Source organism: Paenibacillus prosopidis (genome assembly GCF_003337375.1).
In the GTDB taxonomy this organism is placed as follows: Bacteria; Bacillota; Bacilli; order Paenibacillales; family Paenibacillaceae; genus Pristimantibacillus; species Pristimantibacillus prosopidis.
The window spans coordinates 15,671-36,428 of record NZ_QPJD01000016.1 but is presented as its reverse complement, the minus strand read 5'-3'; the positions used below and the strand labels follow the sequence as shown (position 1 = coordinate 36,428).

Below are 20,758 nucleotides of genomic sequence, written 5' to 3'. Positions count from 1 at the left end.
GGCAGCGACGACGACCACGGAAGCAGCCATTCTCCTATATTAAATGATACGGATACTGCTCTATACCTGGAATCGTGTAGACTCTACTATAGCCTGCTTCTATAAGGTCTTGTGCCGCTGCAGAACTCTTATACCCCTTTTGGCAGTAAAGGATTATTGGAGTATCCTTTCTCACACATACCGAGAACGGATTAATTGATATATCATGTAACGGTATACAAATGCTTTCTTGTATATGCCCTGTTTTATAATCCTCGATAGTCCGCACATCAACAAGCATTGCAGTAGGATCATTTAACATCAGCTCCCAAGCTTCATCGGGGGACAGATTTTTGCTTTGAAATTTTCTGCCCCCAGTCTGGGGAATACGCTGCTCCCTATTAAGCATTCTTGCAACAACTGCTGCTGCTTCCGCATGAGTTAAGCTGCCCGCAGCGTCGAACAGGTTATGGTCACGCGCGAGCATTATACCTTTAACATACATCTGCGCTATATGCATAACGCAGGTATGGCAGGAATATAAGTCCCTAAGATTTTCTGCCGTCGACCATTCGTACTCATCTCTTTCTCCGAATTCTGTTAAAAGCGCCTCATGAACGATTCTTGCAGCGGAACGGCGCTCAATGGGTTTGCTTATGTTTGTTATATCATAGTCCTCTATTATTCCCTTATACAACGCGTAATCCATATACCCTGATGACCAAAAGCCACGCGTTGGCTCTATATTACCTTTACTACTTCTAATTACCATTGTCACAAACTGTTCAGTAGTAACATTATCTTCGGGATGAAATAAGCCGCCATTCATCCCTGGAATAATGCCACGTTCTATAAGTTTTAAAATATATGCTTTTGCCCAATGATTATCAATATTCATCATCAGCGTATTAAACAGGAGTAACTCTTATGGTAACATTGTCATAGGCGTCAATGCCTGTAACAGAGAAGGTCCTTGAAATGTTCGTTGTAACCTCACCTGTCCATAAATCCTTAAGGGAATAGCTTGCGGCATTTTTAAATTTTTCAGCATCAATTATTTTATGCCCAATATAATCGATAATGCGGCTTACATCAACGGAATGCTCCTTCGTCTCTCTTGAGTCGCTGAGATTTATAAAGGATATTGCAATATCTCCGTTCGCAAGAGGTTTTACAAGAATATCAACACGGTTGTTATTAGCAATATAGGCCGTATCGGGATTGGTATTATCGATAGAGCAGTAAATTCTTTTTGCCTGAATGCCAAGGGTATCCTGATTCAATGCGATTACATCTTTGTTCGCAATAATCATCCATAGCTCGTCACCCTTTGCAACCCGTCTTAAATCCATTCCAAGCATAATCGGAGAATTCATCATACACCACATCGTCATATGAGTTTTACTCATGGTATTGGTGATTTCGTTCATACCGATTACAAGCATATCGGGATCGTTCCACCCCTTGTCAAGTCCGGTAAACTCGTCCATAATAACCGCCTTGCTGTACTGCGAAGTTATACTTGCGGTATTGTTTGAACTCCATTCGGCGGAGCCCGGATTACCATCAGAGCCGACACAGAAGGTTATATCATTAAGAATACGCCATGAGTCTCCAACCTTATATCCCCAGTTATGCGGCTGTGTTTTACCCCATTCACAGATTGAGAATACAATATCATGGTCAGGGTCAGCCTTGTTCAAGCCTTCGAGCAAAGCCGCATATGAATTAAGGGTATTTTCCTGCCTTCTGTGGTTCATTAGACGTATGATATTGTCTCCCTCATTTAAGGATACCGTTATTTCTTCTGAATCTGCAAAAGCATCTGTACTTTCAGTAAGAGGAAGCATATTATCAAAATATCGAGTTTCATTATCTGCGTTTCCTACTGCAAGCTGAAGCCAGCGTCCAGTGCCATCCTCCTCACCGCTTGCGTAATTTATGGTTATGGCGTATTTTCCGCTAGCCGGTGCGTTCACAGTAAACTCAAGCTCGCCCCAGCGATCGCCCACAGGTGTTGTACCCACGTTTGTTCCGTCGAATGTACCGATATTTGTCACATAGTCGCCACTGTTTTTTGATGCGCCCTGGCCTAAAAGCACACCGTCCTTAACAGCATTTAATGTTATCTTCAGTTCTTCACCCGTAACCGTTATGCTTCTGATATTCGGGGCATAGGAATATTTTGAGTTAGTTGAGTCTGAGAACGTTGCATTGTCCCAAAGGTAGTAGCAGTTATCAACCTTTATAAAGTCAACCCCCCAGTCCATATAAGACCTCGTGTCGACATCCTCATAGCCGCAAGTGCCTACCGCAGAGCCTGCACAAAGATGTGTTCCTATATCGTTGTACATACCGAATTTAAGTCCCTTGCTGTGGATGTAATCGGATAATGCCTTAAAGCCGCTTGGAAATTTAATCGTTTCATTTGAAAGCAATCCGTTTACGCGTTCGGACTTATAGCAGCCGTCATCGAGCACTACATACTTGTATCCCAGATCCGCAAGTCCCAAATCAACAATTGCGTCTGCCATGGCCTTTGTAAGTGCCTCGTTGTTCTTACTGCCAAAAGCGTTCCAACTATTCCAGCCCATGGAAGGGAGGCGTCCCTGCTTTTTATCTAAAAGCACCTTGCCGTTTGAGAAAGCCGGAAACATATAGTCAGGATCCGTGATCTCGTCCGGCGCAATCCTTGATGTAGCTCTAGCCGATACTTTGTCCATAAGAAATCCTCCTTAAACTTGCATTTTCATTGTTATGATAAGACAAATAAATGTGTTAATAAATATGTTTTTATCGAGTGATTATGGGGAAATGTGATATATTAGCTTCGGGAGCTGATTTCAATGAAACTATATTATGCAAAAAGCCCTTTAATCTCATCTGATATTTATCCAATGCAATACGGTGAACAGCAGTGTGATAACGGATATTCCTTTGGACCTGCAGTGCGTAACTTCTATTTAATCCATTACATTTACAGCGGGCAAGGCGAATTGCATATTAATAAAAAAGCTTATAAAGTACATGCAGGACAGTTTTTTCTGATCTATCCGAAACAAACTGCATATTATAAGGCAGATGACAATGAGCCCTGGCTGTATCGCTGGATTGAGTTTGACGGCAGCTTTTCGGAAAAGCTTTTGACTGTGACAGGCTTCTCACACGAAAACCATGTTATTAATGATGATAATGGCGTTGGAAACGCACTTAAGAATATAATAGACTTAGGCTGGTCTGACTACGAAACAATCATGAGCCATTTTTGGCCATTTATCGCGGCACTTACGAAGGGGAAATTATTAAAGAAAGATGAGAATACAGCAGAAACATATGTCTCTTATGCAAAAAAATATATAAGAAGCAATGTTCACAAAAGGATATCCGTTTCTGAAATTGCACATTTTTTGAACATAGACCGCAGTCATCTGGCACGTATCTTCAAAAGCATTTGCGGCATAAGCACACAGCAGTTTATCATTTCTCTTAAAATGGAGATGGCTTCACAATCACTCAAAAAAAGCAGTATGACCATTAAAGAAGTTGCCAATAGTGTCGGATATGACAATCAGATGGAATTTTCGAAGCTGTTTAAAAAACACTTTAATATGACTCCTACACAATGGAGAGAACAAGATATCTTTCAACAGTCCATAAATAACTATGAATGAAATCCTTTTCTTAAGTAACGTGACATTACAGGCACCGGGCATTACGCTTTCTTCCAGTATTTAGAATATGGAAATCTCGACCAAGACGCCGTGCAATGGTACAAAGACAAAGCAGACGTTGGTTTAATTACTAATGTCGGTTTTTTGGTTTTTCCAAGAAACATAAAATTGAAGGGAAGCGGTTAAAAGGAATTAGTTGTCCAAAATACCTATCAATCAGATCCTGGAATGATATATGTATGAAATAAGAAAAAACCAGATAATTTCTCTTTTGACAATACCAAGGAATTAAAATAAGGACAGGGACGGAATCGGCTCCGATAATAGCATAAGACATTATAAATAATGGCGGTGTTTGACATTTCAACGTTGTTAGGTTTAAAAAAAGATTGTAGTTCCTAGATTATCTAAATATGGTTTCGAATATTCAGGAAAACGTCATTCTATCAGTTGGGTATTTTCACGAAAGGTACCGAGGGACGGGCACGATAGTTGAACACCGAAAGGGCTGCCGCGTGGTAGCCTTTCGTTACGCAAACTGGCAGATTATCTACAACAGATGCGTCTACATCAGGTTGAAATAAATGATAAGGTGGGAGATAATGCGGAAATTCAGTGTTTTTCTTATGGTGACTAGTATTCTATTGGCAATATTCTTTATCGGTCTAACCGCACAAATAACTAGTGGAGACCAGATTTGGTGGGGGTTATCCAAAGAATCTGCCCATTATTTTTATTTACCGTGTATTATTATAGCTTTCATTAGCTTGATTATTTATTTAAAGTCTGAAGATTAGAATATATATTTGCTGGTGGTTGCTCAACTAATAGAAACATAGTTGAACACCGAATGGACTGCTGGTGGCAGCCCTTCGTTACGCAAACTGGCAGGATGTTAATACTATATAAGGATTAAAAATTTGGGAAAATTTGAATTTGCCCATCAGTGATTGGACGGATCATAAGGTATTCTTAATGGAGAAAGATCCTAAAGGAGCTCATCGAATTGGCGGTTCTATTCCCCAAGAATTATTTCTTCCAGAGCACCCTGAATTGACCACCATGTTTCAATACATAGGAACATTAGATTGAACAGACCCTTATTTTAACTGGCTTAATATGGAGAAGCTACACGTCGTTTTCCCTGTAAATGAATGTTATGGTGGAGTTTATCTTGATTACAGCAATCCATCCAAACCGCAACACATCGAAAATTTAACAAATCCAAATGATTGGTATGAATCTAAAGATGAAGGCATCCTAATTGAGTATTCTCAAGTCAATTTCAAGATTACAAATGTATTAGATGTTTCTAAATATAATAACCGAGACGCCTTATTGTGTGGAGTACCTTTATGGTATCAATTTCCACATGTTCCGAAGTGTCCTATTACTAATGAACCGATGCGTTTTATTTGCTCTATTGAGTCGGATAAAGAAATTAGGGTTGTTAACATGGAACGTGGAAGAGACGATATTCTAATTTTTGAGGACATGGGGCACTTAATGTTATTTTATCACCCAGTAACTAAAATATTATTTGCAAACGTAGAGCATTAGGGTAACTATAGCTTATCAATTATCAAAACGAGGCTAGCGGAAAGAACTGCAGCCTCGTTGAGCTAAACGGGCAGTATACTTGTAAAATTGTGTTCTAACTATGGCTTAATTAATGGTAAAGTTATACAATATGCGGACTCAGCGGCCCCCCTTGCGGTGTCCCTTCGTTGCTTGGCTTGACTAGACCGTTTTCCATAATCCCTGATTCCAGGTACTTACGGATAAGCTAATTAGTCATTGAAAATTGTGGCAGCGGCGGGATGCGCATTGACTATGCCATGTTAAGTAAGCAAGGATCGTTTCAAGCTGGTGAAGGAAGCTCTTGACTACTATAAGAAATTCGAGATTACATCCCGCGTGCATTGCCTTTCTGGCCGCATGGCTTACCAACTCAACAGGATAGCTGGATTACTTATGGCTTAAAAACGGGGGATCGTTCGTTCTTGGCAGTGTGGAGGCTGAGGTCCGGCGGCGGCCATCTACAGCGAATTGGATGTCTCGCTTGGTTATCCTAAGGCAGGAATTTGTGAATGGAAGTGGAACTCTGCCTCCGGTTTATTATCCGTTTATCTGCCGAAGCCGGAATCAGCGCAATTATTTAGTCTATCGAAACGAAACAAACGGTGTATAGTAGCAACGACCGGACATGAAGTAAAAGAAACAAGACCGAGGAGCTTAGTAGCTACTCGGTCTTGTTAGTTAAGTTATTATTATTTCCGGCACCTCGTAGTATTCTGAATTGTTCCGGAGTCATCCCCTCTAACTTTCGAAACCGCTGAATGAAGTAGGTACTATTTGCAAAACCGACAAGCTCAGCAATGTTCTTTATGGTCATGTTTGACGATACCAGTAGGGTTTTGGATTGAAGAATACGGCATTCCGTTAAATACTCAATCGGAGTCTTCCCAATTAAGCTGTGAAACTGTCTGCTAAAATGCGAAGGACTGCAGCTCGCTTGTGAAGCCATCTGTTCAAGCGTGAGTGGCTCACGACAGTGTGAGTCTATCCACTCCGCTGTCTCAGTCAGCCTGTCCCGCATCCCAGGTTTAGGAATGCCTTCAATAGCCTCTGCATGCTGGACGATTAGAGCGATCATTTCATAAGTAATGGCAGATAATCGCGCTGCTCCTTCTTGCATCGGAGGCATGTTGTAATCTAACAATTCTGACCACAGCTGGTCAAGCCGTTCGACTCCTGCCCACGAGAAGAGCCAAGGCTCTCGCTCCCCACGTCCTTGCAGGAGTGTACCCAAACCGCGAGCCGTAAAATGAACCCATCTGATATCCCATGGCTGGATGCTGTCAGCGTAGTATTGCTGTGGAACCCCGGGGCCGTAAAGAAAACCGGTACCGCTGTGCAGTTCCATGGTTTCCTCTCCGATCCGAACATATCCCTTACCAGCCCGAACGATATGCCAGTTGTATGTGGTGAGTCCATTAGGCCGGTTCTCGTAATGTTCTGGCTCGTTTGCGTAGTGGCCATATGATTCTGGGTAACAGAGATAGCGTTCAAATCGTGGGTTTGGAACAAAGTGGTTTATTCGCAATGATCTCACTCCAAAAAAGCAAAATTGTGATATGTCTAGCAAAAAAATATGATTTAATGCTTTTAATATAAATAATATAATTAGTTTGTTGAATGAATTGCAAGCAAAAAAATGATATAAGAAATGGAGAAACATCAGATGAGAATGGGAATGGATTACTATCCGGAGCATTGGGATCGCTCCATGTGGGAGGAAGATGCGAAGCTCATGCAAGATACAGGCGTCAGCCTGATTCGTGTTGCTGAATTCGCTTGGTCTAGATTAGAGCCGACAGAAGGTTGTTACGATTTCGCTTGGCTTGATGATGCAATCGTTACGTTTGCAAGACATGGTATCCAAGTGGTCATTGGAACGCCGACCTGCACACCGCCAAATTGGCTGGTTAAAGAGTATCCGGACGTACTGCCGTTAGACGCTCAGCTACATCCGCACTATCCGGGAGTTCGGGGGCACCGATGTTTTAACAGCCCATCGATGAGACATTACTCAGAATTAATCGTGGAGAAGCTTGCACTTCATTATGCTAATAATCCAGCTGTCGTAGGATGGCAAATTGATAATGAGTTCGGATTGCACGAGTGTAATTGCGAGCATTGCAATTTGCGGTTCCGGACGTGGCTGCAGGATAAGTATGGTTCGATTGAATCAATCAACTCGGTTTGGGGTACAGTGGTATGGAGCGGGGAATATAGCGATTACTCACAAATCACTACACCGCTTGGAGGTACTAGACATAAGAATCCATCTTATCTACTAGATTACAAACGTTTCGAGACCGATTCTGTGGTTGAATTCCAACAGCTGCAATTGAACATCTTGAAGGAGCATTGCCCGAACCATTTCGTTACCCATAACATTTGGAGTTATCCGATGAGCTTGGATTACTATAAGCTTTGCGAGAAACTAGACTTTGTTTCCCTTGATTACTATCCGAGCACGAGTCCTGAAAAGGCTGTTACGAGTGGCTATAGCGGGGCATTGACCTTGGATTTGACGCGCGGAATCAAACGGCAGAATTTCTGGATCATGGAGACAATTAGCGGTCCCCCAGGCTGCTGGATGCCTATGTGGCGTACACCACATCCTGGATTTATCCGAGCCTTTGCTTGGCAATGCATCGCTCGTGGCGCTGATACTTTGGTCCACTTCCGGTGGCGAAGCGCTCCGTCGGGAGCAGAACAATTCTGGCATGGGCTGATTGATCACAGTAATGTGCCTGGCAGAAGGTTTGATGAATACCGTGAGCTGTGCAATGAAGTTCGGAAGCTTGCTCCGCTCATGGAAGGGACGGAAGTGCAGAGTGAAGCGGTCATCCTTCATTCGCACGATCAATTTAACGCGTTTCAGATGCAGCCTCAAGTAGAAGGAATGGATTATTTTGATAATATAAAAACGATTCATCGCGCCTTCACTAAACTAGGCATCATGACAGATGTACTGAGCGAGAAAGAAGACTTAAGCGGATATAAGCTCATTGTGGCTCCTTCGCTCTTCTTGCTCGACCCAGATCTTGCGTCTCATTTGGAGGAATGCGTCAAGAATGGGGCCACGCTTGTATTGATGCCTCGTACCGGTGTGAAGAATGAAAATAATGTATGTTGGATTCGTCCTTTGCCCGGACCGCTTTCCGATGCTGCAGGGGTCACTGTAGCGGAGTATGATCCGATTGGAAGAGATGCTCATACTATTCGCTGGCAGAACAAGTCTTATTCCTGCAGTCAATGGTGCGACATTTTAACACCTCAAAGTGCGGAACCGATAGCATGGTATGAAGACGATTTCTTCACCGGTCAGACCGCTGCAACCGTTCATACATTGGGTAAGGGTAAAGTTTTCTATCTGGGAACGTTTCCGGAGGAAGACTTCTATGTAGACTTCATCCGAGATGCAGCAGAGCAATCTGGCCTGCACAATTTCCCTGGATTACCAGAAGGTGTTCAAATTTCAATTCGTGCGAATGAGTCAACGCGATATCTGTTCCTAATGAACCTTACGCGTAAGCAACAGACAGTGCAGCTTGACCGGACATACCGAAGTCTCTTCGACGATAGAAATATTGACCAGGCCTTAACGATGGATCCATATGCAATCGAAATCGTGGTACTTCCATATAAAAACGCATAGCTTTATTGAATGAAGGGTTTAATTAAGCATTTTTGACTAAGGAAATGGACTGTTCTCTATCTTCTCATGTGGGGAGAACAGTCCATTTTCATTAAGAAGTGGATCCCGGACGCCTTGTGAAAATGCCTGAAGGGATGTTGAATCAATAAATTCCCCAAATACTTATGAGGTGAGCAATTATGCTTTATGCGGGTTTAAATAATACTTATCACGAAGATCCCCAGCAGTTGCATATTAACACGGAAAAGAATTGCAACTACTTTATGAAGTCGTTATGGACAATAGCACAGTCGATACCAGCCGCCACGGCTGAGTTCAACCCTCTGTTTGAATCCTCTACAACCAGGGTCTCTTCTTTGGTAGCTCCGAAGCGCATTAGGCCGGTCAAGTATGGTTCCGGGTGTGGCTTGGTGCGCTCGTAGTCTTCGCGAACAAGGACGAATTCCATGAATTGTCTAATCTGGCGCTTTTCATGAATAAGTTGAAAATCCGCACGTTTTGCAGTCGTTCCCGAAGCTTGAAGTAAAGGTGCGTACGGTCCGCTCAAGTGGAACTCATAGGTAAATCTCCATGTCTTGGAGTGAACGGCATAAGTCATGCTCTAAACATCTTAGATTTCCGCATCATACAATTACAATCACAAATAGATTGCGACCGTCTGTAGTTCATTGCATTAAACTGCCCGTTAATCCGCGATACTGACACCGAAATTTTCGTTGCTATTGTTGATGGCAAAGAGATTCGTTATATCCAAATGTGTCGGTTGACAAGAATATATACCGATTAATTTCCGCGTACATCGCGGTTTTTTTATTTTATCGGAACATATTCTTGTCAAAGTCTTGTGTCAAGAATATGTCCCGATTGCCGAACCTGGTCGCCTCTACTCGATCGCGCAGATCACTGGGCTTTCGCCTTCGGAAATCGCTGAATTGGCCCAGCCGGGCGAGTAATCAGTTGCTTGGTGCTGAATCCAATTTGGATTATTGATCAGGATCGGATCAAACCAAAGCCCCGTCGAATTGACGGGGTTCATTTGTGCTGCTTCCTGTATTCTGTTGGTGTAAGCCCGAATTTCTCTTTAAATTGTCTCATAAGATGGAAGGCATTGCTGTATCCGCTTTGCGCAGCAATCGAGTCCAGCGTTAAATCTGTTGTTACCAGCACGGCTTTTGCATACTGAAGGCGGCTATGAATAATGTCGGTCATAACATTGACGCCGAACATTTTTTTGTAGGTGTGCTGGAAACTCGACAAGCTCATGGATAGTTCATTAGCCAACTCTTTTACAGAGGGGGTTGACACAGGGTTGCTGCGAATACGGATGCGAACGTTAATCATACAATCATATTTTGCAGAAGCCTTTACCGAAGGAAAGTGAAGCCCCATATGAAGTTTGCGGCTGAGCTTAATAAAGAAAATATTCAAATAATGCTTGATAGCATCTATACTGTGAGGACCCGCCGTATAAAATTCATAAGTCATTTTCTGTACAATTGACGATATCTCAGAAATATCCCCTAACCACGTAACCGTGTTATAGGGGATATTAAGTTTGCCGATAAATTCCTTATCATCGTCGTCTACACTGAAATAGAACCAGTCGTCCACGTACTTATCACCATATGTACGATAATGCTGGGAAGCATCGCTGGTATACAGAATAAAGGAATTTTCCTTCGTGATCACTTCTTTACCGTTTTGCATAAAGACTGCAGGCGTTTTGATTAATAATAGAATCCAACTGCTGCCAATGCCGTTTGGGCGATCGATCGCAAAGGTTTTGTCATGGGAATGATTATATCCGATCACGTGTAATTCCATGAAAACTGCTTCCTTTCATACTATATATTTAGCATAACATCGATTTGCACGTTCCGCTATGACGAAGTTAGTCAAAAGCAACAATGATAGGTACTTTGAATTCATATATTTGCAGAAAAAGATATCATATCATGCGCGTTTAGCTATCGGGCTTACTAACGACGTATATTATAATTTTTAAAAAAGATTCGAAAGAGAGAGTACAAATGAAAAAGAAAACGATCTTAATCATCCTATTAATTACAGCGCTTTCAATGTTGGCGGCTTGTTCCAAGGATGAAAAAGGCGCGCCAATGCGAGAGATCACAACAATGGAGCTTGTCAAAGAAATGGGAATCGGCATTAATTTGGGCAACACGTTTGAATCCAGAGGCGACTGGATAAGTGGCAACAGTGTTACAAGTTATGAAACTGCCTGGGGAAGTCCCATTATTACGGAAGAAATGATTAAAGGTTATGCAAACGAAGGCTTTGGCGTCCTTCGAATTCCCGTAACGTGGTCCAATATGATGGGCGAGGATTACACGATCAATCCTGATTATATGGCCCGGGTAAAAGAAGTTGTGGATTGGGCGCTGGGTAGCGGTATGTATTTTATTCTGAATATTCACTCGGACAGCTTGTTTGAGAAATTTCCGACAGAAAAAGAAGAATCCATGTCCAAATATACACGCATATGGACGCAGGTAGCGGATTCGTTTAAAAACTATGACGATCATCTGATGCTCGAGTCTTTCAATGAGGAAGGTGTATGGCCTGATTTATGGAATGTCTACGGTACCGATGATACCAACAAAGAAAAAGCTTATACGCTGCTGAATGAGATCAATCAGACATTTGTAGATATTGTGCGTGGTTCCGGAGGCAACAATAAGCGACGCCACCTGTTGATTGCCGGCTATACAACGGACATCGAGAGGACCGTTGATAAACTGTATAAGATGCCAAACGACCCCCAAAATCGCTGTGCGGTATCGATCCATTATTACACGCCTCCAACATTCGCCATCATAGATGAGGATGTGAGCTGGGGAAAAGCGCGTGCGGAATGGGGAACGGATGAAGACTTCGTCGAGCTAAACAAACTTATGGATAAGGCGAAAACACATTTCATCGACAAAGGCATCCCCGTTATCATGGGGGAGTTTGGTGTAGCTACAAAAAATAAGACGCCAGAAATGATACGGCTCTATCTTACGTCGGTGGCCAAGGCCGCATATTCCCGAGGAATTACCCCGGTTTTATGGGATGTTACAAATGTAATTTACAACCGATATACATACGAAATGTATGATAAGGTGCTGCATGAGCAGCTTATGGCTATTAAACGATAGAATTAACAAAACCGTCACATGATGTGGCGGTTTTGTTGGATTACTGGAAAGTGCTCCACTGAATACATGGTGAACCCCGCCGTGAGACGCTTGTTCAAGCTTATCGGTGGTTTCTTGGCCTCGTAAGGAATGATCTTCTTTTTGCTTTACGCTGTAAGAACCTAAACATTCCTTAGCAGTAAAAAAGCGTTCCAACGGGAACGCAAATCCCCCGCCGGAACGCCTTGCCATATTACTGGGCAGTGCCTGTGACGCTCGTGCCGCTTTTTACAATCGTGTACTTGACGGTTTGCCCGCTCCAGAAGTGGAACGTCAGGATCACCGTTCCGTCAGTCGTTTCATTGAAGAAATTAGAGGTCAACGTGATTTTATTGTTAGTATAGTCGGGTTTGAAGCACCAACCAAATTCCTTGTAGGAAGTCCAGTTTTGCGGACCGGCGTTGCCGCCTGCAGCGTACACGGCTTCCATCGTGGCTAGCTGATCGCCGTTAAAGGCTGTGGGAATATCAAAGCCGCTGGTGGTGCCCGATGCATTTTGCTGTACCGGCGTATTATAGTAGCGCACATGGATCTTCCAGGCGGCGCCCGAGTTGAAGGTGGCGGTCAATACCGCTTTCTCGCCCAGCGCGCCTGAAGCGAACTTGGAGAGATAGCTTGCCTTGACGGTCAAGGTGCTGCCGCTCAGCGTATAGTCTCTGCCGGATCTCAATGTGGCCGTGCCATTTTTAAGCGAGACGAAGCTGTTGCCGTTCAAGTTCAGCGCAAGGGATGCATCAGAAACAGTTGCGCCGCTCTTCAGGAAGATCAGGTCCGTGTCTGCGGTGGACGAACGGCTCGTCAAGCTTTGCATGATGATATTGTGTACCTCCGGATAAACCCACTGGTAGGTCCTGCGGTTGAATTGCCCGCCGTCGTCCCACAGCATACTGGTTACGTTTTTCGATTTGGCATACTGGAGGTAATACTCGTAGAATTTGAGCATCTCGCCGAGCTCGATTGCGCCTTGGCCGTAGCCGAGGAGTCCGTATTCGCCGACGACAACCGGAATTCCTTTGGCAACGAATGTATTGTAGACAGCATCTAGGGAAGTCGTGATATCGTTTATTGTATTGGTCTCAAACTTGGTGTAGCCCGCAATGTTTACACTGAACGGCCAGAATCCATAGAAGTGAATGGTGGTAATAATATTCGAATCGTTCAGGCTGGCGATGGTGCTGCTAAGGGAATCCAGATATTGTTGACTGGCATTGGTCCAAAGTGTAGGCAGTACAAGCGGTCGAGTAGCGTTGCCGCCGCCGGTGCCCCGCACAATATTATTTTCCAGCAAGCAGCCAGAGTGACGCTCGAGCGCCGGCTGGCGCACGGTTGCGGACATACCGGCCGGAGCCGGGCTCGGATCGTCATTTTGACAAAGCTTATCTTGGAAGGTTTCTTAAGCGGCGGATACATGGGCCTTGGAGAGACTTATGTTCATCCGGCAACTCTAATATACGGCATTAAGAATATGAATAGCCTGACCAATGAACAGAGCACTCTGCCCGCGAAGGGAGGAGTGCTCTGTTTTTTTGGATGTTAGCGAGAAGTGACCGATTTCCGATTGATGAGGAGCGTGTCGACCTTGACTTTGCTCTTGATCTCCAAGCCCTGCTCGATGGACTCGACTAGAAGATCAACCGCGGTCACTGCCATTCTTTCCTTCTCTACATGAATGGTCGTGAGCTCGGGCGAAATGATCATCGCCTCCGTAATGTTGTCGAAGCCGACGATTGAGACCTCTTCCGGCACGCGAATGTCGAGCTCCGCTAACGTCTTCATGGCACTGATTGCAATGTAGTCGCATTCGCAGAACAGGGCGGAAGGCAGCGTGCGGCCGCTCTGAATGTAATCGTTCACTTGGGACTTAAGCTCATCCTGCGAGGACAGCATCGTCGGCGATACGGAGAAGAAACTGTCAGGGGCGATACTGCGACCGTTCTCGTTAAGCGCTTCTAGGAACCCGCGTCTGCGCTCCTCGAAATTCGGAATTCTTACATTCGACGCAATGTAACCAAAGCTCTCGTGACCTAGCTCGCAAAGATGCGTTCCCGCCTGATAAGCCCCCATGAAGTTGTTGATCCCGACAAAATGAAGCGGCAGCGTCTCGAAGTACGTATCGAGCACGACGAGCCGAGGCTCGATGATTTTGGCGATATCTGCCAGTTGAGCGGCCCCGAGGTTCGTCCCCAGCAATATGACGCCGTTGCTTCGTTTCTCCTCGGCCACGGCACGGATGTCCCGTTCATAGTGCTCCATATCCACAGTCGTGAAAATCAGCGCATAGCCGAGTGACCGGCATCGTTCCTCAATGTATTGAATGAGTTCCCGGAAAAAGGGCTGCTGATAATATTGCTCGAGCACGATACCCGAATTGGCGAATACGAGGAATGTGAGCAATTTGTTCTGAGTCTCGGCAGCCGCTTTGAATTTCGGTGTGTAGCCGTACTGCTTGGCGATCGTCAGGATGCGTTCTCTCGTTTCCTGACTGATGCCTGGTTTTCCGTTTAACGCGAAGGAAACAGCCGATTTGGATACGCCGGCTTTTTTTGCGATATATTCGATATTCATTATTTTGGCATCTCCGCTTCTGATTAACTTTTAGTTTAGTAAGTTTAGTTTACAAAATCATGAGAATAATTGCAATGGGTATAAAAAGATATAAAAACTAAAAGATATAAAAACTAAAAGTTTAGTCCGCTAAATCAAAATATTTATTAACAACAGGCTAAACAACGTATTGACGGCTAAATTTCTAAGTGGTACCATCATCTCGGAGCTAGTCATTTACTAATATTTTTTAGTGTGGCGCGGAGTTCTTTTTAGTGAAAAAACTAAAATTAGGATGGTTCCATGTACATAGGGCTTATACCTAGTACCTGCTTTCGTAGGAATGGGCGCGCCCTAGTGGGATCCTTTTGCTCGTGCGGCGATTTTGGGCATGAATAGAGACAGCGGGAAGGCGCATATCGCGCGTGCTGCGCTGGAGAGCATCGCCTATCAAGTACGGGACGCCGTAGAGCTGATGCTCCGTGATTCGTGTATTCTGCTCCAAGAGCTTCATGCCGACGGCGGAGCATCCGATAACGCGGTGTTGATGCTATTCCCAGGCCGACATGCTGGAGCGGCAGGTGGTGAAATCGGAGGTAACCGAACTTTCCGCCATGGGTTCCGTCTACTTAGGCGCGCTAGCCATCGGCTTCTGGTCATCGCAGAAGAGATCGCAGCGCAGGCTCGACCCTATCGTTCTTATATGCCGCAGATAGAGCCGGGTCGGCGAGAGAAGCTTTACGCAGGCTGGCGTCAGTCCGTAAGCCCCGTATTGCAGTATGGACCTCAGTCGCAGGCAGATATTTGAATCAGAGGAGGAAGGACATAATGATCAAGACAATCCAATCGGTGCCTGCAGAGGCCGAAAAATGGGGGATATTCGAGGTCGGACTCGAAGGCCCCCGCAAGGGAAACCCTTTTGCCGATGTCACCTTGCAGGCGAATTTCACCCATACGGACCGAGGGGAGCAGGTGGGGGTGACGGGCTTCTATGACGGCGACGGCGTCTACAGGCTTCGGTTTATGCCGCACGCGGAGGGCGTCTGGGCGTACCGTACCTCGAGTAACGCCGAGTCGCTCGACGGCATCGAGGGGACGTTTGTTTGTACGCCGGCGTGCAAGGAAAACCACGGACCGGTGCGGGTGCGCCATACCTTTCATTTTGCTTACGAAGATGGCACTCCCTATATTCCGGTCGGCACGACCTGTTATGCATGGACGCATCAGGGCGATGAGTTGGAGGAGCAGACGCTTGATACGCTGAGCAACGGACCGTTCAATAAAATGCGGATGTGCGTATTCCCGAAGTCTTATCAGTTCAATACGAATGAGCCTGTCTATTATCCGTACGAAGGATCCCCGGGGGAGGGGTGGGATTTTACACGCTTCAACCCCACATTCTTCCGGCATATTGAGCAGAAGATCGCAGAGCTAGGACAGCTTGACATCGAAGCCGATCTCATCTTGTTCCATGCGTATGACCGATGGGGCTTCGCCGAGATGCCCGCAGAAGCGGACGACTTTTATTTGCAATATATTACGGCCCGGCTGTCCGCTTACCGGAATGTGTGGTGGTCGCTCGCTAACGAATATGATTTGATGCGTGCCAAGACGACGGAGGACTGGGAGCGTTTCGCCGGGATCATAAACTCCCACGATCCTTACCGCCACTTGCTCTCGATCCATAACTGCAACGACTTTTATGATCATAGCAGGCCTTGGGTCACCCACTGCAGCATTCAGCGGGTCGATATTTATCGTACGGCGGAGAATACGAACGAATGGCGCGAGCAGTACCGAAAGCCGATCGTCATCGACGAATGCGCTTATGAGGGCAACATCGACCACGGCTGGGGCAATATTACCGGCGAGGAGATGGTTCGGCGTTTCTGGGAGGGTGCCATTCGCGGCGGCTATGTCGGACACGGCGAAACGTATTTGCATCCCGACGATATCCTGTGGTGGTCGAAAGGCGGCAAGCTGCACGGAACCAGCCCCGAGCGGATCGGCTTCCTTAGGTGCATTCTGGAGGAAGGACTGTCGGAAGGCCTGAACCCGTTGAAGTCCGACTGGGACTTACCCTGCGCGGGTATTCCGGAGCAGTATTATCTCTATTACTTCGGCTTTAATAGGCCGAGCTTCCGTCATTTCCATATGAACCCGGGCGTTCAGTATCGCGTCGACGTGATCGATACGTGGAACATGACGATTCAGGAGCTTCCCGGAACGTTTGAGGGTTCGTTTCGTATTGAGCTCCCGGGTTGGCAATATATGGCCGTAAGGCTGCGCAAGGCATAAACTATGGACAAGATATTCTGGCATAGACGAGTCATTTTGAAACAAAGTAATAAGCCTCTTCGCTTCACCAAACAAATCATTTCCTTGTACATGTCCGCAGCGCTTATGCTGAGGTGAGCGCTTCCCGCTGCAGCTGCTGACAGCGATTAAACCAATCCATATCTGCCCCCGGAGGAGCGGACTGGAACAAGCTGAAGGATCTCTCGATGAGTGATTATGCATACGGCTACGGCAACACGGTAACCGATGAAACCTATCAGGGCAAGACAGCGAAGAAGACCGCTATCGACAACTGGTGGGGGGCCAATTATATCCTGAACGGCTGGTAAACCTTGGATTTAAGCCAGACGGTTATTATTTTTTAAATAGTGTTAAAAGCGGCAAGGTGCTGGAAGTAAAAGACGCCTCAACTGCAGATAGCGCTGTTGTAGATCAATGGTCGAATAACGGCGGGAATCATCAGAAGTAGCAAATTAACGATCTGGGCAACGGAAGTTATAAGCTTATTAATGTAAACAGCACGAAGGCATTGGATGTCAACGGCTCTTCAACGGATGACGGAGCTTCAGTCATTCAAAATTCAGACAGCGGTTCAAGTAATCAGCAGTGGATGTTTGTTGTGTTAGATTGGCAATATGTATTACAACATTAAATGAATACTGGAAAAGTTGCTAAAAGACCTGCTGATGCATTGGCAGGTCTTTTGGTTGTGTTTCTGTGATGTAGTATTTTTGTAACCCGTGCCAAAGAAAGCGTAACGCTGTAAATCCGCATTCCTTTCCTTAAAAACCCACAAAGCGGAAGCTTCAAGTCATACGTGATATACCTTGTTATTTCGGGACAACCCAATGCCAGTATGAGCTTAGGCATCGCGTTGTGATTGTTCAAGATAACAACGGCATGAAATTCCAGATGTCTGCGTTTAAGCTTGCTCAACTGGGCGCGAAAGTGGTGATCACCGGCCGTCGCAATGAGTTAGGAAATCAGGCCGTACGGGATATTGTTGCGCAAGGCGGAGATGCACTGTTTCTGCAATCAGATGTGAATAGTGAAAAAGAAGTACAAGAAATGATTGAAACAACGATTTCCCACTACGGTAAATTAAACATTCTCGTCAATAATGCCGGGGTCAGCTTGGAAACATTGCCAATTGCTCACGCAGATGGAAATCTTTTTCAACAGATGCTGCAAACGAATGTGATGGGTATTTTCTTTTGCATGAAACATGCAATTCAGCAAATGTTAAAGCAGGGAGAAGGCGGATCCATTGTCAATCTGGCATCAATTGCCGGTCTTAACGGTATGCCTTACGCAGGCCCTTATGCAGCAACAAAACATGCTGTCGTTGGTTTGACGAAGTCTGCAGCCCTCGAATATGCGACAGAAAATATTCGTGTAAACGCGGTAGCACCCGGAGCGATTAAAACGGATATTATTACGAAATCAATTGAACAAGGCACCTATAATGAAGATATAATTGTTCAAATGCATCCTATGATGCGTATGGGCAGACCGCAGGAAATTGCGGATGGCATTGTTTGGTTGTGCTCGGATGAGGCTTCTTTTGCCACCGGGACAATTTTAAATATGGATGGCGGATTCACTGCGAAGTAGTTGGATCGAGTGGAAAACTTTTTATTGGAGTGTATGTTATGAAGGTCATTATTTTTGGAGCTACAGGCATGGTCGGTCAAAGTGCGCTGCGAGAATGTTTGTTGGATGACAAAGTACAGGAAATACTTATAATCGGCAGAAAGCGTGCGGTCACGGAGCATAAAAAAATAAAACAAATCGAACTTGAAAATGTAGCTGACTTGTCGTCAATAGAACATGATATAACAGGATTCGATGCTTGTTTTTTCAGCCTGGGAGTATCCTCTGCCGGTATGAAGGAAGAGGAATATACAAAAATAACGTACGACATTACACTATCTGTCGCAAAAAAATTATCAGGTCTGAACCCACAGATGACGTTTATTTATGTTTCCGGAAGAGGGACAGACAGTTCGGAAAAAGGACGGTCTATGTGGGCAAGAGTGAAAGGAAAGACAGAGAATGATTTATTGCGTCTTCCTTTCAAGGCTGCGTACATGTTTCGACCGGGTCTGATCATTCCCCTGAATGATGTGAAATCAAAAACAAAGCTGTACCAACTTGTTTACGATACGCTGAAGCCAGTTTACCCCTTATTGAAGAAGTTAAACGGAGTTATCACATCAGAACAAGTGGGGAAAGCCATGATACACGTAGCAAGCAACGGGTATTCTGACCCTTTAATCGAAAGCCAGGAAATTAAAAAAATAAGTATGCTTATCTAAACGATTGGGTGCGTCCGGCATGGGCACTACCTAGTGGATTCCTTCATGCGAATATTCTTTCGAAGCTGGCTGTTAAGGATCGAGGGTACTTTTCATCATTATGAGGCGGCACGTATTGACAGGCTGAAATTCTTCAGCAATTAAAGATCAGAGCTTATCCTGGTCAGGCGACTTTATTGTTGCTTGACCAGTTTTTTATGCAGAAATATCTGATAGAGGTGGGAGTATTCATGTTCAATAACAAAAGAAGTGTGTTCGATTGTCTTCTATAATACAAACAAAAAGGATGTTAAATTTTTTTTCTAAACTCTTTACAAGGAGCTGATCAACACATGAAGAGATCTCCGTGAGATCCCAGGCTCCTTCGCAATCTCCCGCTGCGTCCGCTCATCTCCGCCGTGCTCCAGCCTGAAGCGGCCGATGACGACTTCCTTCTCGCGGTCATCCAAAATATCGAGATTCTTATATATCTTCGATTTCTCGATCTTAGCAAGGCAGCAGCGAAGGAGTTGGCCCAATAGGGCATAACCGTAAATACCACACCTTTGGCCCGATTGGAGGGCGAAATTGCAATTGGCACGCTGCTACACCGAATGCCTGGACTACCATTGAAGACATCCAGCGATAGCCTTGATTGGCGTCCGGGGATGATTATCCGAGGTCTAAAAGAACTTCCTATCTTGTTCTAATAGTTCTAACGATACAATTTATATGTCGTAAAATGCACACTAGAAAGTCGTCAAAAAGGTAGTTAGGGCTTTCTGGTCATGCTAAGATTAAAGATACCAACGTTGTGATGGCTAAAATCTCATGGAATAGAAATAATAATATAAGCACACAGCAGTTTATCATTTCTCTTAAAATGGAGATGGCTTCACAATCACTCAAAAAAAGCAGTATGACCATTAAAAAAGTTGCCAATAGTGTCGGATATGACAATCAGATGGAATTTTCGAAGCTGTTTAAAAAACACTTAAATATGACTCCCACACAATGGAGAGAACAAGATATCTTTCAACAGTCCATAAATAACTATGAATGAAATCCTTTTCTTAAGTAACGAGTACATTAAAGGCAAGATTTACAAGAATCTAGACTAAGGCAGTTCTCAAGAAATACTGTCCAATGGACGTGCAGTTACAAAACCTGTTTACCTTATCATGTATAACAATTAGAAAACCCTTGCGGCGCAAGGGTTTTTTTGATGTTTTCCTTTTCTTGTCGTATTTACGTCTTTGAGTGCTATAGGGATGTTGTTGATGATTCTTTGACGGTAACTGCTTGAGGAATGGTTACTCTAAATCGATGGAGTTTCTGTAGTTGTTAGTTAACTAGGACATCATTCTGATGCCGGCAACAATACAATTATGCTCAAGCAAGTTACATCCGAAACTGGATTAATCAGTGTCGAAGATTTAGGTTCGAAATTCACGCAGCTAATTACATATGGGTCTTAAAAAATGACAACGCTTTCTTAAGAATGTTGTCTATTAAACACTTGAGTAGGAGAGTAAGATTAAC

At 44.6% G+C, this 20,758-nt stretch carries 19 protein-coding genes and 2 pseudogenes; 12 read left to right on the top strand and 9 right to left on the bottom strand.

The features are described from left to right. Positions 1 to 34 precede the first annotated feature (34 nt). Together DFP97_RS22670 and DFP97_RS22665 are read right to left on the bottom strand one after the other, a co-directional pair. Positions 35 to 880 carry a rhodanese-like domain-containing protein gene (locus DFP97_RS22670; protein ID WP_114382626.1) on the bottom strand — a complete coding sequence of 282 codons (846 nt, stop codon included), beginning with the start codon at positions 878 to 880 and terminating at the stop codon, positions 35 to 37. Positions 881 to 887: 7 nt separating this feature from the next. Further along, on the bottom strand, positions 888 to 2,702 hold the full coding sequence (locus DFP97_RS22665; RefSeq protein WP_114382625.1) for an alpha-galactosidase: 1,815 nt from the start codon (positions 2,700 to 2,702) through the stop codon (positions 888 to 890). 123 nt (positions 2,703 to 2,825) lie between these two features. Here DFP97_RS22665 and DFP97_RS22660 point away from each other — a divergent pair, with 123 nt between their 5' ends. Continuing rightward, positions 2,826 to 3,650, top strand: a complete 825-nt coding sequence (locus DFP97_RS22660) for an AraC family transcriptional regulator (protein ID WP_114382623.1) — start codon at positions 2,826 to 2,828, stop codon at positions 3,648 to 3,650. Positions 3,651 to 4,769: 1,119 nt separating this feature from the next. After that, a complete protein-coding gene (locus tag DFP97_RS22650) occupies positions 4,770 to 5,210 on the top strand; it encodes a hypothetical protein (RefSeq protein WP_114382619.1) in 441 nt (146 codons plus the stop codon). 682 nt (positions 5,211 to 5,892) lie between these two features. Here the strand turns inward: DFP97_RS22650 and DFP97_RS22640 are convergent. Next, the gene (locus tag DFP97_RS22640) at positions 5,893 to 6,891 is read right to left on the bottom strand and encodes a helix-turn-helix transcriptional regulator (RefSeq protein ID WP_245976558.1); all 999 of its coding nucleotides are present in this window, start codon (positions 6,889 to 6,891) and stop codon (positions 5,893 to 5,895) included. A 3-nt stretch (positions 6,892 to 6,894) separates the two neighbouring features. Here DFP97_RS22640 and DFP97_RS22635 point away from each other — a divergent pair, with 3 nt between their 5' ends. Beyond that, positions 6,895 to 8,880, top strand: a complete 1,986-nt coding sequence (locus tag DFP97_RS22635; RefSeq protein WP_245976548.1) for a beta-galactosidase — start codon at positions 6,895 to 6,897, stop codon at positions 8,878 to 8,880. A 256-nt stretch (positions 8,881 to 9,136) separates the two neighbouring features. Here the strand turns inward: DFP97_RS22635 and DFP97_RS22630 are convergent, their stop codons facing one another. From DFP97_RS22630 to DFP97_RS22625, 3 genes are all read right to left on the bottom strand, one after another. Next, positions 9,137 to 9,478 (bottom strand): HAD family hydrolase, encoded by a 342-nt coding sequence (locus DFP97_RS22630; protein WP_245976547.1) that lies wholly within the window; start codon positions 9,476 to 9,478, stop codon positions 9,137 to 9,139. Between the two features lie 285 nt (positions 9,479 to 9,763). Further along, positions 9,764 to 9,916 (bottom strand): hypothetical protein, encoded by a 153-nt coding sequence (locus DFP97_RS30890; RefSeq protein ID WP_181873634.1) that lies wholly within the window; start codon positions 9,914 to 9,916, stop codon positions 9,764 to 9,766. Continuing rightward, positions 9,913 to 10,704: an AraC family transcriptional regulator gene (locus tag DFP97_RS22625; protein WP_114382613.1), complete on the bottom strand. Its 792-nt coding sequence runs from the start codon at positions 10,702 to 10,704 to the stop codon at positions 9,913 to 9,915. Before DFP97_RS22625 ends, DFP97_RS30890 begins: the two co-directional genes overlap by 4 nt. A 206-nt stretch (positions 10,705 to 10,910) precedes the next feature. Here DFP97_RS22625 and DFP97_RS22620 point away from each other — a divergent pair, with 206 nt between their 5' ends. Beyond that, positions 10,911 to 12,038, top strand: coding sequence for a glycoside hydrolase family 5 protein (locus tag DFP97_RS22620; RefSeq protein WP_114382612.1), 1,128 nt, complete (start codon positions 10,911 to 10,913; stop codon positions 12,036 to 12,038). Between the two features lie 232 nt (positions 12,039 to 12,270). On the opposite strand, the gene DFP97_RS22615 is transcribed toward DFP97_RS22620, so the two are convergent. Together DFP97_RS22615 and DFP97_RS22610 are read right to left on the bottom strand one after the other, a co-directional pair. Beyond that, a complete protein-coding gene (locus DFP97_RS22615; RefSeq protein WP_114382610.1) occupies positions 12,271 to 13,413 on the bottom strand; it encodes a X2-like carbohydrate binding domain-containing protein in 1,143 nt (380 codons plus the stop codon). 197 nt (positions 13,414 to 13,610) lie between these two features. Then, on the bottom strand, positions 13,611 to 14,642 hold the full coding sequence (locus tag DFP97_RS22610) for a LacI family DNA-binding transcriptional regulator (RefSeq protein WP_114382609.1): 1,032 nt from the start codon (positions 14,640 to 14,642) through the stop codon (positions 13,611 to 13,613). Between the two features lie 349 nt (positions 14,643 to 14,991). On the opposite strand from DFP97_RS22610, the pseudogene DFP97_RS22605 reads away from it, so the two are divergent. The 7 genes and pseudogenes from DFP97_RS22605 to DFP97_RS22580 all read left to right on the top strand — a co-directional run. Next, positions 14,992 to 15,429, top strand: a pseudogene (locus tag DFP97_RS22605) (FGGY-family carbohydrate kinase); the annotation flags it as partial. Between the two features lie 20 nt (positions 15,430 to 15,449). Then, the gene (locus DFP97_RS22600; protein WP_114382607.1) at positions 15,450 to 16,919 is read left to right on the top strand and encodes a DUF5605 domain-containing protein; all 1,470 of its coding nucleotides are present in this window, start codon (positions 15,450 to 15,452) and stop codon (positions 16,917 to 16,919) included. A 206-nt stretch (positions 16,920 to 17,125) separates the two neighbouring features. Next, positions 17,126 to 17,248: a hypothetical protein gene (locus DFP97_RS31975; protein WP_281271002.1), complete on the top strand. Its 123-nt coding sequence runs from the start codon at positions 17,126 to 17,128 to the stop codon at positions 17,246 to 17,248. Beyond that, on the top strand, positions 17,215 to 17,388 hold the full coding sequence (locus tag DFP97_RS32340) for an RICIN domain-containing protein (protein WP_181873633.1): 174 nt from the start codon (positions 17,215 to 17,217) through the stop codon (positions 17,386 to 17,388). Before DFP97_RS31975 ends, DFP97_RS32340 begins: the two co-directional genes overlap by 34 nt. A gap of 3 nt (positions 17,389 to 17,391) precedes the next feature. After that, on the top strand, positions 17,392 to 17,571 hold the full coding sequence (locus DFP97_RS32335) for an RICIN domain-containing protein (protein WP_114382603.1): 180 nt from the start codon (positions 17,392 to 17,394) through the stop codon (positions 17,569 to 17,571). Positions 17,572 to 17,795: 224 nt separating this feature from the next. Continuing rightward, complete coding sequence (locus tag DFP97_RS22585; protein ID WP_245976545.1) at positions 17,796 to 18,533, top strand: SDR family NAD(P)-dependent oxidoreductase; 738 nt, start codon at positions 17,796 to 17,798, stop codon at positions 18,531 to 18,533. Positions 18,534 to 18,571: 38 nt separating this feature from the next. After that, the gene (locus DFP97_RS22580) at positions 18,572 to 19,237 is read left to right on the top strand and encodes a Rossmann-fold NAD(P)-binding domain-containing protein (protein ID WP_114382600.1); all 666 of its coding nucleotides are present in this window, start codon (positions 18,572 to 18,574) and stop codon (positions 19,235 to 19,237) included. Positions 19,238 to 19,581: 344 nt separating this feature from the next. On the opposite strand, the pseudogene DFP97_RS22575 reads toward DFP97_RS22580, so the two are convergent. Then, positions 19,582 to 19,725, bottom strand: a pseudogene (locus DFP97_RS22575) (sigma factor-like helix-turn-helix DNA-binding protein); the annotation flags it as partial. 308 nt (positions 19,726 to 20,033) lie between these two features. Between DFP97_RS22575 and DFP97_RS32330 the strand changes: the two are divergent. Then, complete coding sequence (locus tag DFP97_RS32330) at positions 20,034 to 20,279, top strand: helix-turn-helix domain-containing protein (RefSeq protein WP_114382599.1); 246 nt, start codon at positions 20,034 to 20,036, stop codon at positions 20,277 to 20,279. The last annotated feature ends 479 nt before the right edge of the window (positions 20,280 to 20,758 follow it).

What these genes read in the sequence shown, in the direction of transcription:
- DFP97_RS22670 (WP_114382626.1), bottom strand. Translation starts at nt 880, where the DNA reads ATGATGAATATTGATAATCATTGGGCAAAAGCATATATTTTAAAACTT.
- DFP97_RS22665 (WP_114382625.1), bottom strand. Translation starts at nt 2,702, where the DNA reads ATGGACAAAGTATCGGCTAGAGCTACATCAAGGATTGCGCCGGACGAG.
- DFP97_RS22660 (WP_114382623.1), top strand. Translation starts at nt 2,826, where the DNA reads ATGAAACTATATTATGCAAAAAGCCCTTTAATCTCATCTGATATTTAT.
- DFP97_RS22650 (WP_114382619.1), top strand. Translation starts at nt 4,770, where the DNA reads ATGGAGAAGCTACACGTCGTTTTCCCTGTAAATGAATGTTATGGTGGA.
- DFP97_RS22640 (WP_245976558.1), bottom strand. Translation starts at nt 6,891, where the DNA reads ATGTTTCTCCATTTCTTATATCATTTTTTTGCTTGCAATTCATTCAAC.
- DFP97_RS22635 (WP_245976548.1), top strand. Translation starts at nt 6,895, where the DNA reads ATGAGAATGGGAATGGATTACTATCCGGAGCATTGGGATCGCTCCATG.
- DFP97_RS22630 (WP_245976547.1), bottom strand. Translation starts at nt 9,478, where the DNA reads ATGACTTATGCCGTTCACTCCAAGACATGGAGATTTACCTATGAGTTC.
- DFP97_RS30890 (WP_181873634.1), bottom strand. Translation starts at nt 9,916, where the DNA reads ATGAACCCCGTCAATTCGACGGGGCTTTGGTTTGATCCGATCCTGATC.
- DFP97_RS22625 (WP_114382613.1), bottom strand. Translation starts at nt 10,704, where the DNA reads ATGGAATTACACGTGATCGGATATAATCATTCCCATGACAAAACCTTT.
- DFP97_RS22620 (WP_114382612.1), top strand. Translation starts at nt 10,911, where the DNA reads ATGAAAAAGAAAACGATCTTAATCATCCTATTAATTACAGCGCTTTCA.
- DFP97_RS22615 (WP_114382610.1), bottom strand. Translation starts at nt 13,413, where the DNA reads ATGTCCGCAACCGTGCGCCAGCCGGCGCTCGAGCGTCACTCTGGCTGC.
- DFP97_RS22610 (WP_114382609.1), bottom strand. Translation starts at nt 14,642, where the DNA reads ATGAATATCGAATATATCGCAAAAAAAGCCGGCGTATCCAAATCGGCT.
- DFP97_RS22600 (WP_114382607.1), top strand. Translation starts at nt 15,450, where the DNA reads ATGATCAAGACAATCCAATCGGTGCCTGCAGAGGCCGAAAAATGGGGG.
- DFP97_RS31975 (WP_281271002.1), top strand. Translation starts at nt 17,126, where the DNA reads ATGAGTGATTATGCATACGGCTACGGCAACACGGTAACCGATGAAACC.
- DFP97_RS22580 (WP_114382600.1), top strand. Translation starts at nt 18,572, where the DNA reads ATGAAGGTCATTATTTTTGGAGCTACAGGCATGGTCGGTCAAAGTGCG.
- DFP97_RS32330 (WP_114382599.1), top strand. Translation starts at nt 20,034, where the DNA reads ATGGCTAAAATCTCATGGAATAGAAATAATAATATAAGCACACAGCAG.